Raw genomic sequence first — 14,612 nt, forward strand, 5'->3', positions numbered from 1 at the left:
TATTGGCTCTATGGATATACAGAAAATTGGCATGATTACCAGCTACCGCAATCTGGCAAAAAGAGCAGATTGGTTGTGGCAACAAACACCCCAACAATTTGGTATTTGGCAAAATATTCAGATACAAGCACTGTCAGGAAAACCAGATTTTCTGTTAATGTATCAATTTGATTTTCCTAAAGATAATCAGCAAACATCTTTGATAGATAAGCTAAGGCAAAAACTACAAAATCCACAAGTCAATGTTGAATCCCTACTCAGAGATGTTCCCAAAGAAAAAATTATTTATCTATTACGTGAACCTCCCCTAGATGAGATTGTAGAGAAAAATAAACGCTATTATCAAGAAGCAAAAAAGTATTGCGGTTATATTTCTGGCCCTGATGATTTTGCCCCTAAGCCTGATTATATGCCGGCAATTTGGTATCACAACAACTCATTTCGGGAACTAAATGAAATGCCTGTTCCCGAAAAAGTCTTTCCTTGCAGTTGGATAACTTCTGGTATTAGCCGGACTGTTAACCATCGTCGCCGATTAAAATTTGTGGAATTAATACAAGCTAGCGAAGTTAAGTGTGATGTATATGGACGCGACTTACCTATATGGGCAAAATCATTAGGAGAACTGGGTAACAAGTGGTATGGAATGGCTCCATATTATTACAACTTATCAATTGAAAATTATGCCGACAATGATTGGTATGTGAGTGAAAAATTATGGGATGCTCTGTTGGCGTGGTGTTTGCCGATTTATTATGGTGGGCCAGCCGCAGATAAGCTATTACCCCCAGGCAGTTTTTTACGTTTACCCAGTTTGGATGAAAAAGGTATTGCTTACATTCAAGAAGTGACGGCTACCCCTGATGCTTGGTATGCTGCCAAGGATGCGATCGCCGAAGCTAGACAACTTATCTTACACAAGTTAAATTTACTCAACTGGTTGTCAGAATTCGTTACTCAATTTTCCTAGACAGTGTTTGATAAATCTTATTAATCAATGGTGAGTAATATATGGATGGTATTTGTACCCTTGCAAATGATCGAGTTTACGACCAGTTAATTGCTCTACTTAATAGTATTGAAGCAATTTACGGGACGCAAATGCCTGTTTGCATTTATCCCTATGACGACGAGACAACAGAAATTGCTGCGGAAATTGCCCGTCGTCCTAATGTACAGCTTTATGATCATCAAGATTCAATCAAGCAATGGGATGAATTTGTTTGTCGTGTTTGGGATACTCATCCTACAGCTAAAGCACATTGGCAGAAAATTAGTGAGGAAAAATATTTTCGAGTTGGTACTCATCGCCGTTTCTGTGCCTTTGATGGGCCTTTTGATCGCTTTGTCTATATGGATGCAGACACATTATTAATGAGTCCCTTAGATGCGATTTTTCAGCAATTAAATCACTATGATTGGGTAGTTCATGACTTCCAATATAAGGATTTATCTCATGTTTATAATGTTAATTCTCCCAAATTAAAAGAGTTATTTACCAAAGAAAAATTACAAACAGAGATATTTTGTTCGGGATTTTACGCTGCTAAAAAAGATTTATTCACTGCTAAAAATCGAGAAACTATTATAAATAAACTGGGTCAGGGAGAGGCTGAGGTTCTTTATGATATGGCTCCTGACCAAACTGTACTTAATTATATGGTTATGCGGTTAGGCATTTCTAATTATAATTTCGCTCGCAGTTTATCCCATCAAGAAAAAACTGGTTGTTGTGTAACTTCTCCCCATTTTGAAGTGCGAGATAACATTTTATATGACAAAGGTAATCGACTCACATATATTCATTATATTGGGCTAAGATCAGCTTTATTTAGACAAGTTTGTGCTGGAGAAAATATTGACTTTCCTTATCGGGATGTGTTTTTGTATTACCGCTATCTGCATGAACCAAACCAATGCCCACAGTTCACAACAAAGCCAAAAGTTATCGAGACTTATCCGAGTCTAGGTAAAAGAATTTTAAAAAAATTAGGTTTAACAGTATGAGGTGAAAGATATGAGTCGGGGAATATATATTATAGCCAATGATAAAGTTATTGATCAGGCGATCGCACTACTAAATAGTATCCGATTACATGACGCAGATACGCCAGTTGTGATGATTCCCTATGATGATAATTATCACAAGATAGCAGACATCCTTAAGCTAAACTATGGAGTTCAACTTTATGATGATTTAGCTTTTATAGACCAACTTTCTCAAAGATTACACGAAACTTTCGGTGGGCGCTTTTTTGCCCGTCCCAATCAATTTCGTAAGCAAGCCTGTTGGTTTGGACCTTTCGACGAATTTTTATATATTGATACTGATATTGTTGTCTTTGAAAAAATCATTGATAATCTCAACTACCTTGCAGAAGCAGATTTTATTTGCTGCGATTATCAACATTCTGGCGGTATAAAAAACGTTTTTACTTCTAAAGTTCTAGAGGATAAAGTTTTTACTGAGGCAGAAGTTAAAGATATATTTAATGGCGGTTTTTGGGGTTCTAAGAAAAACTTAATCTCGGCAGATGATTTATTTGCCACTTTTAGCGAGTGTGCAGCACATCCCGAATATTTTGACTTTTCAGAAAAGACTTCTGATCAACCAATCATTAATTATATGTTGCTCAAGCGCATTCAGCGCCGCTTCAATATTGTGCGCCGGGAAGGTAAAGCACCAGGTAATTGGGCTGGTTCTTCTCATTTCCAAACTCAGGGTAACTTAGTATTTGATCCTCATATTAATCAACCCCTGCAATATCTGCATTGGGCTGGTATTCGCATTCAACCAGGCTGTCCCTATTGGGAAATATGGGAACATTATCGAAATCTGAATCCCCATTTACCTGCATTAACAATACCTATACCAGCAAAACAAAGCCAGTGGGAAAAAACCTTAAACCGCATCAAAACTCAATTACGACAGCTTACAAAGTAGTTGAAATTAAAGCCAAAAATCCTGATTTTAGAGGCTTTCTGGCTTTAACAATCTATGACAATTGATAAACACCGAACTCTTTTCTAATAGATGAATTGAAACAATCATGACATGAGTTGGTGAAAAATGCCGGGCATACATCAACCCTTTAATGATTTTTTTCCTTTATCTTGCCTTTGTTGAAGGATATTACGAGCAGGTATGGGAAAGTCAACTTCAACATAGTTAACATGAGGATGGTTAAACTTTATATCCGGCTTTTCATGGCAAACAACAACTACTCTAAAGTTAACGTGAGTTCGACGAATCAAAAAACAGCAGGAGGTAGAGCAGTTAAGCCTTGGGCATAAATATCGAGAGATGATTTATGAGGTAAATTAAGTATAAGCAGCCAAATCAGGCATCAAGTTTACCAAAAAGTTGAAAACACTTCGATGTCTAGAATGTTCAATTTTACACAGGTTTTTGAGATGGTCATTAACTGACTCAATCACGGCACGTTTGCGTGAAAGAATTTTATCAATCAGTTTTATCATCAACCTGTCGAACTCCTAAGAAAACAGAATAGTTTCTTTCGCCCTTCCCACAGGTGCGCCGCCGTTGGAGACTCACGTTAAAGTTACTTAGGTAGTATTGAGTTGATTATTTTAAACATACGCTGACTCTTTAGTCTAATATATCTTCTGATAAATAATGCAGTTTTTTGAATCTCAGTCATTCCTAACCAATTTTCATATTCAGGAAAAACATAGTTGTTAAAAAAGTTAATCCAGTGCTGAGTAACTTTTGCTTCACTAAATTCTTGTCCTCGTTCTTTTCCATTTTGAACCATTGACAAATATATTTCTGAATTACTTTTTAATTGCTTTACAGCCTCAATTATTTCACTCAATGAATTTACGCTCAAAAAATCTAATTCTGACTTTTTGATAGCCACAAAAGCGGATTCTGGTGCTAAAATACCTACAACTCCAGCATTCCAACAGTTTACTAACTTGCTGGCTGGCTTGTGTGTGTGAGTCTGTTTATCAAAACTACGCACTGCAATAATAATATCTATACTGCTATAGTCATTCCATTTGCTTTGATCAAAAATTGGATACCATTGACAGTCTAATTCCTCTATTACCTTAATCCATTGGTCAGAGTTGAATTCATGTGCCAAGTTACTTCTTGAACCCATAAAAGCAATATTTTTTACAGTAGAACCTCGCTCTTTTGACCTTGGGATTAAACCTATTTGGGGCCAATGAGGAATATAATAAGGATTCCAAAGTTTGTTTTGCTGATCTTGAAATCGAACAGGATTATGAACAATATGTAAATATGCTGATGGATGAAATTCTCGATCCCCCTGTGCGCAAATTAACATTGTTTTACCCAAATAGGGATATTTATTACTGAGAGTATCTCTATCAGCAATTAATATTCCTCCTTCTGGTACATAGTCTATCAGTTCACAAGAAAAACCACTTCTCTTAAGCTGAAGATACGTCGTTAAAATCCAAGACGTAAAATTACCAGATAATAATTTCCGAGCTACTGAAATTTGATCCCAGCATAGGTCATTTTGTAATTTTAACTGTTTCAAACTTCCTTTGGGAGCATAAAAGTAAATGGTTTTCATAGTTGTTAAATATTGTTATAGCTAGTCAAAACTAAATTTCAAGAAATCCCGATCTTCAATAGTAGATATTCAGTTTATTTTCAAAACTTCAGTTAGAGGTTAACGTGAGTTCGACGGGTTAATTTAGGTGAAGAAAAAAGCTGAGACTGAAATAAGAAGAAAAATTAAAGGATGTCTCAGCTATGTCCTACACGTACAGGAGAAATTACAGGCATAAGCTTCATCGATTCTACGCCAATCGAAGTTTGTCATAGATGTAGCGCCCACGCAAATAAGGTATTTAAAGGATTAGTGGAATGGGGGAAGAATTCTGTAGGGTGGCACTATGGATTTAAACTGCATTTAGTTATTAATGACAAAGGAGAATTACTGGCATTCAAACTAACGAGTGCAAATACCGATGACCGAAAACCAGTTCCAGATATGACTCAAGATTTGATTGGTAAACTGTTTGGTGACAGAGGATATATTTCACAAAAACTTTTTGAGGAGTTATATGAGCGGGGGTTAGAGTTAGTTACCAAATCTAAAAAGAACATGAAAAACCGCTTGGTTAAACTCATTGATAAAATTCTGTTACGCAAGCGTGCAGTCATTGAGTCGGTTAATGACCACCTGAAAAACCTGTGTCAAATTGAACATTCTCGCCATCGCAGCGTTTTCAACTTTTTGGTCAACTTAATGGCTGGTTTAGCTGCCTACACTTATTTGCCTCAGAAACCCTCGCTTGATATTTATCCCAAAGGCTTACCTGCTCTACTTACTGCTGTTTTTTAGTTCGTCGAACTCACGTTAAAGTTAGTATCAGTTTGTTCACAAATTGAGCGGAGGCATCTCTCAAATAGTTGAGAAACATTACTCCAGGATTTGGCAACTTGTTGGCTTTTTAGAGGAATTACAAATACAAGCATAAAATTGACTTGTAAGAAATATTACTTGCGAGGTACGGGAACCCAAAATAATTCACTAAATAGAGAGATTCAAACAGTCACTTCGGTAATAAGTAATTTCCCTATTAAGTAGGTAGACTTAAAAAAATATAATGTGTTCTACCATTGAGTCCCGTAGATAACGCAATTACATCTTACATTTAAATACGCATACTTACTTACGTATTACTAAATCTTCATCAATTTGTTAAGTACGGATGTTGATTTTTGCTAGTCGCCCCTTCAAGTATCTAAGTCTAGTGATTTCATTCCTTGGCGTTCTGCAAAAGTTAACATACTACCTAATTGCAACCAAACTAATAAGCAAGTCAGCAAACTGAGCGGTAAACCGATTCCTAAAGCTAGAGAATCAGGAAAGCCAAATATTTCTAAACCAGAAGATAAAAATAAACAAGTACCACTAGTTATTCCTAAAAAGGGTACGGACAAAAGTTTCTTTAATGATGAACTAGCTTGAGAATTTTCGTCGCTATTGATTTGCCACTTCTGTACTACTAATTTTAGTGTCCCAGATAAGGCAATGCCGGAGGTTACTGCTACAAATAGACCTAGAAGTAGCAAGAAATAGGGCGGTTGCAAAGGATAATAGTACATGAAAACTCCCCATGAGAATTAATGAGATTTTTTAAAAAGATGAGAAAAGTTGATTTTTAATTTTTTGCCTGGGATTCATCAAAAAATCCAAAAGATGTTGCTTGAGGTAAAATAGCGGCAACCCCTTCCCTAGATAAATCTGTCAGCAAACCGATCGCCACATTGAATATGCGATTTGGTTGGAGGTCATCTTTCACCAAAGACCACAAGCGTTGAACTTCTTCTGTGTGCAAGCGATCATCTTCTGTAAGCGCTAGCACCAACTGGCGGCGGAGAAATTGACCTTCATCAGACAAGAGAAATTGCAAACCCATTCTGGCTGTGGGTAATACATCAAAATTGTTATCACTGCGAGCGATCGCAATCAAATTTTCCAAGCGTTGCCACTGAAATCTACCATCTTTGAACAGCACATTCAGCAACCGCCTTCTCAATTCCGGTGATTCTCCAGTTAGTAACCGTCTGGCTACGTAAGGATAACCCACATCCACAATTTTAAAATTGCGATTGAGACTCAGTGCAATCCCTTCTTGTGTCACCAGAGAACGAATAATTAAGGCAAACTTCGCCGGGACTCGAAATGGATACTCATACATCAGTTCCGAGAACTGATCTGTGATGGTTTTAAAGTTAAAATCGCTGACATTTTTACCAATGGCATTTCCTAGCACTGTTTCCAATGCCGGAATAATGGGGGCAATATTGGTATCGGCAGTCAGAAAGCCTAAATTAACAAAATCTAAGGCTAAATCACTATAGTCTTTGTTGACTAGATGCACTAGTGCATCTACCAAACGTTCTTTACTGTTTTCTTCCAACTGATCCATCATGCCAAAGTCGATGTAAGCCATACGACCGTCAGGCATGGCAAACAAATTACCTGGATGAGGATCGGCGTGGAAAAAGCCATATTCCAACAACTGCTGCAAGCCTGAGGTGACACCAATACTGATAATCGCTTCTGGGTCTAAACCAGCTTTGCGAATACTGTCAGTATCTGTGAGCTTAAAGCCGTTAATCCACTCTAGAGTTAGAACCCGACTACTGGTAAAACGCCAATAAATACTTGGGACTTTTACTTGGGTATCATTGCGGAAGTTGTGAGCAAATTTTTCCGCGTTACGACCTTCATTGAGGTAGTCAATCTCCTCAAATAACTTAGTGCCGAACTCATCCACAATCAAAGTTAAATCATGACCAAGATTGAGTGGTAGCCAAGGTGCTAACCAACTAGCAGTCCAACGCATGAGATAAAGATCAAGAGTGAGAGTGGGGCGCAGATGAGGGCGTTGCACCTTCACCGCCACTTCCTCACCACTAAGTAAGCGTCCTCGGTAGACTTGACCTAAACTAGCTGCTGCAACTGGAGTTGGGGAAAGCTCACTATATATATCTGATATGGGTCTATCCAACTCTGATTCAATAATGTGATAAGCGATCGCATTATCAAAAGCTGGCAATTGGTCTTGCAGCTTGATGAGTTCTTCTAGGAAGTCCTTACGTATTAGGTCTGGTCTAGTGGAGAGAGCCTGACCGACCTTAATAAATGTAGGGCCCAAACGGGTAAGTAGTTCTCGCAACTGGGTAGCTCGTTTTCCCTTGTTCTGCTCTACTTGATTTTGCCATTCATCCCACTTCAAACCCAAAACAAACATGGCAAAAGACCAAGTTATTTTGAATAGCCGTCCCCATGCTAGCCAGGGACGAAAACGATAGTAACGAGCAATCGCATCGGGATTGTAGCGCTTTAGCTGACCAGGTTGATACTGACCCACGCCTTTGTCTGCCTCTTCTTCTGGGAAATTTACAGTGTCCTTTTGTGTGTTGACCCGCAATTTGTTTGCTAGTCGAAGCTAAGGGTAGTTTTCTGTGAAAAAAAACTATTAATCTTGATTTTTGGGCTTGTTCGCAGCTATGCTAGCTTATTGAACTGCCCAGATATTTCTATCTTTTTATTAATTATACTTTATAAAACTACAACTTCTTCACTGTTATTTACAACCTCAGTCTGGGAAGACTATCTTCAAGTTATATTTTTTACGCACTTCGCAGCAAAATTTCATCATGGGTGTGCAGATAAATCGCTAATTCTAACTTTCTAAATCAAGTTATGAATAGATAGCAATGTGTTAGCTAAAAAGTTAAAAAGGACGACTGTCACCTGAATTTTGATGCTTAGTGCGTAAGTTATAGCTTAGTTCCCTTGATCAACTTCTCTAGGCTAGATTCTGATGAAATTGTTTTCCTTCTGGAAATACCGCAAGCATCAATTACGTGTATTTGCGGTAATAGTTAGTATTGGATTGACTATTATCTCTACAACTTCAGCTACTAATAGTCAAACAGTTACGAGAGATCCTTGGTTATGGCCATTTTCCACCACGTCAATTTGGAATATGCCCATAGGCTCAAACGCTAAATATATACCGGCAAATATTCAAAAGGCTGGTTGGTTTGGGCCGGATCGAGAGTATTTTTACAAGTTAAAAGCTAGTGATCCTTTACGCCCAGTCTATTCTCCTGGTAGCTGGACTAAAAGGTGTTCTGGTACCAACTATATGAACATATCTCTACCTGTTCCCAATAGTTTAATCATTCCCGATGCTACCTTAACTCCCTACAGTACGCCGAACAATGCCTCCGCTTTTTTGATGCCAGATGGTAAAACCTTAGTACAACTTGAGCCGTTAGCTCGTTGTCAAAAGGGTGGGCCAATTTACGGTTGGCGCTATTACCCTGATTTGAGTTTATCTGGTCAAGGCATAGGTGGAGCGCATTTCGGATCTGGACTTTCTTCTATTGGCGGTTCAATTCGTAGAGGCGAACTGACTAATGATCAACCAATCCGCCACGCTATCAAGTTTGTCCTGTGGGGGAAAAAATACTTCTATTATTCCAGTAGTCTTCCTGGGTATCGCTGGCCAGCAGACCGAGCTGACAACGCCGCCGCCACTAATTATGGTGGAAAAAACCCTGCTTTTGTACAAGGAACCCTACTAGCAATTCCACCATCTGTCACCGAGTCTAGTCTGCAATTACAAACTCCAGTTGGCAAGAAGCTTTTTCGTGCATTACAAAATTACGGTGCTTATGTTGTTGATGATGCTGGATGGGATGGTCACTATATAGCAGTAGAAAAAGGAGTTCCAGAAGAGTTTAAAACAAAATATGGTTATAGTTTTGAAGCTTCATCTGGTACTTTTTACAACGACATCATGAAGCTATATCAGGCAGTTTACATCGTGGATAACAACAGCCCAACTAGCATAGGTGGAGGTGGTGCTACAAGACGCGCACCTCTAGCTCCACCATTACCAAGCTAGATAAGCTATGACCCTTTTATGGTTTGTTGACTGCTGACTGTTAACTGTCAACTGTCAACAGCCAACACGAAAAAATGTGCAATTTAAACCAAAGACATCTGATTACTGTTTAACAGTCTGGGATTTAGCTTCTAGATTTTCTAGACGGCTTTTAAGTTCTTGGTTTTGTTGTTTGAGTTGGTCAAATTCCTCGCGTAATTTTCGTAAAGCGTTGTCTGTGCCGATGTTTTTCTGCACATTCGCCAGTTCTTCTTCGGCGAAACGGCGCACACGCCCATCGGCTGTTTGATCTGCGAGCGATCGCAATACTCCCATTGCCTTTGGTGTCTCCATTTGCCCTAATGCGGCGACAACTGCCATCAGGGTTAAAAAGAAGTTTTCTTTAGATAGTTCGCCTAGCCGGGCAATAATCCGTTCTAAATTGACTGGGCTTTGACCAGGGGAAATTTTGCCTAATGCCCGAATTGCTGCCAAGCGTAATGGTTGGGGTACACCGAGTTTTGTATACTCAAGTATCAAATCTAACGCTGCTTCCGAGGTTTTGAGTTCAGCTAAACCACCGATCGCCCCACTGCGAACTACTTCATTCCACCCAGCCCTTTCTTCTAAAACTGATTGCAGGAGCTTGATCGCTTTTTCTTCTTTGGATTTGTCATCGAAATTAATGGCGGCGATCGCTCCTAAGGCCAAACAAGCTGCCGACTCTACGTAGTAACTAGCATCACCATCTTTGACTACACCTTTGACAGCCTTATAACTAGCGAGGGTTTTAATTTTTGCTAGTGCTTGCACCACAGCCCGCCGTACATAAGCATTTTTATCTGCTAAACCCTCAACTAATCCATCAAAAGCTTGGTCTAGCTTAATTTCTGCCAACTGTTTCGCCACTTCCACCCGCACACCCCAGAATGGTTCATTTTTCAGAGATGCTGCTAAGGCTTTAGTAGCTTCTAATCCGCCTTTTTTCGCCAAAGCTGCCGCCGCATATATACGCGAAATTGGATCTGGGTCAGATGCTAACTGTGCTTTTAACTCTGGGATGGGATATTCTAAAGACACAGTTTTCAGCCAATGATTACCCACATCAAAGCTGATAAAGTCTGGCTTCTCTGTGAGTGGGAAATAAAAACTTTGTTCCCGTTCATGTACCCGCACGGTGAAAGTTTGCAGTTTTGCTGCTGCTTCTGTTTGGTTATAGCCAAAACCAATGGGGATTCTCAGGTCAAATACATCTTTATCCTTATCTGCGGGTACTTGAGTTTGGGTGACTGTTACCTTGGCTAACTTCGCTTCCCCGTCCCAAGAATAAGCAACTTTAAAATCAGGATGACCACCGCGATAAACGTATTGGTCAAACAGGAAAGCGAGATTGCGTCCGGTAGCCTTTTCAATTGCCCGGAGTAAATCTATTGTTTCTACAGTTTTGTGGGCATTATCCCGGACAAAGGTTTGTATTGCCTGCCAAAATAAGTCCTCTCCCAATTCCGCCCGAATCATGTGATAAACACAAGATCCTTTTTCGTAGGTGTGGCGGTCATAGAGTTCAATGGCTTCTCGGTAAACGTGGGTTACCATCGGTCGGCGGTAGCGTCCGCTATCTTCACTCAAATAACTCCGCGCTTCTAATAAACGGTAATATGCGGCTTCTTCGGCGCTATATTCCTGTTCAGTCCACATCACCTCAGAGTAGGAAGCCATACCTTCCTTAATCCAAGCATGAGACCAATGTTTAATAACTAGCAAATCACCAAACCATTGGTGGGCTAGTTCGTGAACCACCAAACTTTCAGTGTTGCGGTTATCTAAGGCGGCGCGTTCGTCTAGCAAACATCTGTCAGTTAATAAGGTAGTAGAAGTATTTTCCATACCCCCAAAGATAAAGTCGCTGACACAGACTTGGGCATATTTGGGAAAAGCATAGGCGTAACCATACTTTTCACTCAAAAACTCAATCATCCTCGGAGTTTTGCCCATGCTACGTTTAGCATCCGCCTCTCGTCCTTTTTCTACATAGTAGGTGACTGGTTTACCGCGCCATTCATCCCGAATTTCTGCAAAATCGGCAACGGCGAGGGTCATCAAGTAAGTAGGATGAATCTGTTGTTGTGACCAGTGATAGATTTTATGTTTGCCATCTTCTTGAGTGTCAATCAGTTCACCGTTAGAAATCGCCATGAGAGATTTAGGAACTCGCACCCGAATTTCTGAAGTAGAAAGTTGTCCTGGGTAGTCGAAACAGGGGAACCAGAAGCGCGAGTCTTCATCTTCGCCTTGAGTCCAAACTTGAACGGTTTTATTAGGGTAGTGTGAATCTGGTTGAATAAAGTAGATACCGCGCTGGGGCTTTTCCACAGCATAGGCGATCGCAATTAATATCCGCTTGCCAATCTCGGTGGGTTGGGATAGTTGAATTACCAACTGTTCGCCATCATAATCAAAGTCCTGCCCTACCTCATCCACCTGCACAGATCGAATTTGCAAGTTAACCGCATCCAAAGTTAAGCGATCTATACCGTTGCGGATAGGCAATAAACGAATACTGCAACTACCTTCGTAACTTTGCTGAGGAATATCTAAGTTCAAATCGAGAAAAATATGCTCTACTTGGCCGGGGCGATCGGGGTTATAGTGTGGCCTAGCTCCGGGTAGTTCAAATGATTTATGTGCGTTACTATCTTGGTCAAAAGAATAAGAGTGTGGCATTGATGCTAACTGGCCTTTTTATTTTGAAGATTTTAACTGAGTATATTCTCCAAAAATAACGCTCTTTGGTAGATTTCCCAAATTTAGCAATTAAAAGTGTCTAGGGTACAGGGATATAAATGTTTGAAACCCCTACTCCCCTACTCCCCATAGCTACCGCCAGTTACCTTACCTCGAAAAACAATGTACTCACGAGCATTAAACCTGCAAGGAAAAAACCGATCGCAATCATCACCCGGAAAGCGTAGTAAATTAAACCTACCATGTGGGGGCGATCGCTTGGTTTCCACTGTATATTTAAAATAATGATGATTTTATATAAAGGAAGACTCAGTAATATGGGGTGGACACAATGCCTCACCCCACAAATTGCATAATTTAATTTTTTATAACGAAATATCGAATCAACTATGAAAAAAACACAGGACAAACACTCTCGAAATACCTGATGCTTAAAAAGCTGAAACTCTGGTAAATGGTTCAAATTTATTGGTGTTTGATATTACCGCTTGATGGGAATGATCTGATTGCTGACTGTCAGCAAAATGCTTATTCATCAGCTTAGGAACCTGGTCTGCTTGAATACGGGTGTAGCGAGTTTTATCTGGCATCACTAAATTAGGCCCAGCTTTGCAGTTTTTCATACAGCCAGTACCTTTAATGGTAACTTGGTCTTCTAGACCGCGATCGCTTAAAGTCGCTTCTAGTGCTTGACAAAGTGCTTTACCGCCTCGTTTCATGCAGTCGGACTTCTGGCACACCAAAATTGTAGCTTTAGCCTTCTCTGGTTTTGGTTTTGTGTTTTCCATTGCTGGGACTTGTTTAACTGCCGATGATGTCTCTGTTCTAGCTGCCATCACAGCTTCAGCCTTGAGAGTAACTTTGCCAGTTTTAGCATCATACTTTTTTTCACCAACCACTTGTAACAAAGTACCAGTAGGTAAACGCCAGTCAAAAGTAAACCTTAATTGCTTGGACAGTTTAACATAACATTCACCGTCAGCAGTTAGTAGTAATAAACCTTTAAGCTTATAGCCATCTTTAATAACAAATTCCATAAATCTGCCTTCAAGGCAAAACTCTGATACATCTTTACTGTGGCATACACCCATATTGTTCCACCTTTGATTAACTAAAGTAAGTCTGAGTAATTAAGTGAGACATATTGCAGCCATCCGTTAAGAATACGGATAACGGCTTTGCCAATTAATTTCAAGAGAGTAAATTAAATCTTGGCGAGAAGATGTGAATTGTCGCATCACACTCCAAAGCTGAACAACTGTCATAGGGGTGACAAGTTCAACCTTCAGTGGCTGGTTAGCTTCACACCAACAAGGAATTTCTAATTCCTGTAAGCGCTGATATACCTGCCAACGATCTGCCCAATCTACTTCTACAACGGACTTTTCTTCTACTTCGGAACTGAACTGTTTCAAGCGACTAGCCCTCAAGTGCAACTAACTTGCAGTAATTATCGAACTTTTACTCCCCAATATTGAGAATCTTTAGGAGTACAGTTTCTTTTATTAGCATATCTTAAGTGCAAACAATTCTCAGTTAGTTTAGCAAAAAATTCTCAACAATTTTTTTGATCCCCAAACTCAGGTTGATTCGTCGATATCGAAGATGGGACACCTGGCTAGTAAAAATGCGTCACCATAGTTAAGAATCAACCCCCTGAGGGGGAATTCAAAATTAAAGAATGGCTTACTCACCACTCAGTATTAAAAACTACATCGAAGCAAATTCAAGATGGTAAGAACTATGCGGCCTTTACTCAGTACCCTTTCATTAGTACTACTACTCCAAGGCTTCCCAGTAATTGTTCAAGCCCAAGGAAGCGAAAATACTGGGGATGTGGCATCCACAGCAATTCAACAGGTAATTGCTGCCAATTTGATGACTAATTCAGCAGATGGAAACTTTTATCCAGAAAGGTTAATGAATCGTGCCGAACTAGCCTCGATTTTGGTAAAAGCATTCCGTCTCAATAAACAAGAAGCCGCTAACCAACCAAAATCAATCACAGTAGCCGATGTACCTCGTTCTCACTGGGCGTATCAAGATATTCAAACAGTTTTGAAAACAGATGTGATGAAAGGCTATCGGGGGAATTTGTTCTTTCCTAATCAACGGGTGACAAGGGCAGAAGCCTTAGCAATTTTTGCCCAAGCTTATGGAGTATTTCAATTCTCTGATGATGTTGTCAACGAGATACTCGCACCCTATCCAGATGCGAATTCTATACCAAATTGGGCGAGAAGAGCGATCGCCACAGTCATTACAGAAGGATTTATTAATACTGATGCTCAGAATAACATCACCCCATTAAGACCTATGACCCGTGGGGATATGGCTTACTTGCTGAGTAAATATTTGCAAAGACAGCAAAAGCAACCAGACACCCCAGTAGTTCCCACGACTACAGATAGTCCACAACTACCTTAATACCCAAACTACGTAAAAATCAG

The 14,612-nt window shown here is 39.8% G+C and carries 11 protein-coding genes and 2 pseudogenes; 6 read left to right on the forward strand and 7 right to left on the reverse strand.

The window, feature by feature from the left end; genetic code table 11:
* The first annotated feature begins 10 nt into the window (after positions 1-10).
* The 3 genes from ACN222_RS02905 to ACN222_RS02915 are packed head-to-tail and all read left to right on the forward strand — an operon-like array spanning position 11 to position 2,944.
* Entirely contained in the window at positions 11-970 is a 960-nt protein-coding gene (locus ACN222_RS02905) for a glycosyltransferase family 10 domain-containing protein (RefSeq protein WP_190449715.1), read from the forward strand.
* Positions 971-1,011: 41 nt separating this feature from the next.
* Positions 1,012-2,007, forward strand: a complete 996-nt coding sequence (locus ACN222_RS02910) for an Npun_R2821/Npun_R2822 family protein (protein ID WP_010994762.1) — start codon at positions 1,012-1,014, stop codon at positions 2,005-2,007.
* 10 nt (positions 2,008-2,017) lie between these two features.
* Entirely contained in the window at positions 2,018-2,944 is a 927-nt protein-coding gene (locus ACN222_RS02915; protein ID WP_044520674.1) for an Npun_R2821/Npun_R2822 family protein, read from the forward strand.
* Between the two features lie 307 nt (positions 2,945-3,251).
* Here ACN222_RS02915 and ACN222_RS02920 read toward each other — a convergent pair.
* Both ACN222_RS02920 and ACN222_RS02925 read right to left on the reverse strand, forming a co-directional pair.
* Positions 3,252-3,465, reverse strand: a pseudogene (locus ACN222_RS02920) (transposase); the annotation flags it as partial.
* Positions 3,466-3,563: 98 nt separating this feature from the next.
* Complete coding sequence (locus ACN222_RS02925) at positions 3,564-4,571, reverse strand: hypothetical protein (protein ID WP_010994765.1); 1,008 nt, start codon at positions 4,569-4,571, stop codon at positions 3,564-3,566.
* 189 nt (positions 4,572-4,760) lie between these two features.
* On the opposite strand from ACN222_RS02925, the pseudogene ACN222_RS02930 reads away from it, so the two are divergent.
* Positions 4,761-5,348 (forward strand): annotated as a pseudogene (locus tag ACN222_RS02930) (IS982 family transposase); the annotation flags it as partial.
* A gap of 395 nt (positions 5,349-5,743) precedes the next feature.
* On the opposite strand, the gene ACN222_RS02935 reads toward ACN222_RS02930, so the two are convergent.
* The gene (locus ACN222_RS02935) at positions 5,744-6,115 is read right to left on the reverse strand and encodes a hypothetical protein (RefSeq protein WP_010994767.1); all 372 of its coding nucleotides are present in this window, start codon (positions 6,113-6,115) and stop codon (positions 5,744-5,746) included.
* A gap of 56 nt (positions 6,116-6,171) precedes the next feature.
* Positions 6,172-7,890, reverse strand: coding sequence for an ABC1 kinase family protein (locus tag ACN222_RS02940; RefSeq protein WP_010994768.1), 1,719 nt, complete (start codon positions 7,888-7,890; stop codon positions 6,172-6,174).
* 456 nt (positions 7,891-8,346) lie between these two features.
* Here ACN222_RS02940 and ACN222_RS02945 point away from each other — a divergent pair, with 456 nt between their 5' ends.
* Positions 8,347-9,438 (forward strand): hypothetical protein, encoded by a 1,092-nt coding sequence (locus ACN222_RS02945; protein ID WP_010994769.1) that lies wholly within the window; start codon positions 8,347-8,349, stop codon positions 9,436-9,438.
* A 102-nt stretch (positions 9,439-9,540) separates the two neighbouring features.
* Here the strand turns inward: ACN222_RS02945 and ACN222_RS02950 are convergent, their stop codons facing one another.
* The 3 genes from ACN222_RS02950 to ACN222_RS02960 form a co-directional block, all read right to left on the reverse strand.
* The gene (locus tag ACN222_RS02950; RefSeq protein WP_010994770.1) at positions 9,541-12,141 is read right to left on the reverse strand and encodes a M1 family metallopeptidase; all 2,601 of its coding nucleotides are present in this window, start codon (positions 12,139-12,141) and stop codon (positions 9,541-9,543) included.
* A gap of 452 nt (positions 12,142-12,593) precedes the next feature.
* Entirely contained in the window at positions 12,594-13,253 is a 660-nt protein-coding gene (locus ACN222_RS02955; protein WP_010994772.1) for a (2Fe-2S) ferredoxin domain-containing protein, read from the reverse strand.
* Positions 13,254-13,319: 66 nt separating this feature from the next.
* Positions 13,320-13,577 carry an Asr1405/Asl0597 family protein gene (locus tag ACN222_RS02960; RefSeq protein ID WP_010994773.1) on the reverse strand — a complete coding sequence of 86 codons (258 nt, stop codon included), beginning with the start codon at positions 13,575-13,577 and terminating at the stop codon, positions 13,320-13,322.
* A 316-nt stretch (positions 13,578-13,893) separates the two neighbouring features.
* Between ACN222_RS02960 and ACN222_RS02965 the strand changes: the two genes are divergently transcribed.
* A complete protein-coding gene (locus ACN222_RS02965) occupies positions 13,894-14,589 on the forward strand; it encodes an S-layer homology domain-containing protein (protein WP_010994774.1) in 696 nt (231 codons plus the stop codon).
* Positions 14,590-14,612: the final 23 nt, after the last annotated feature.

It is taken from the genome of Anabaena sp. FACHB-595 (assembly GCF_048568275.1).
In the GTDB taxonomy this organism is placed as follows: domain Bacteria; phylum Cyanobacteriota; class Cyanobacteriia; order Cyanobacteriales; family Nostocaceae; genus Trichormus.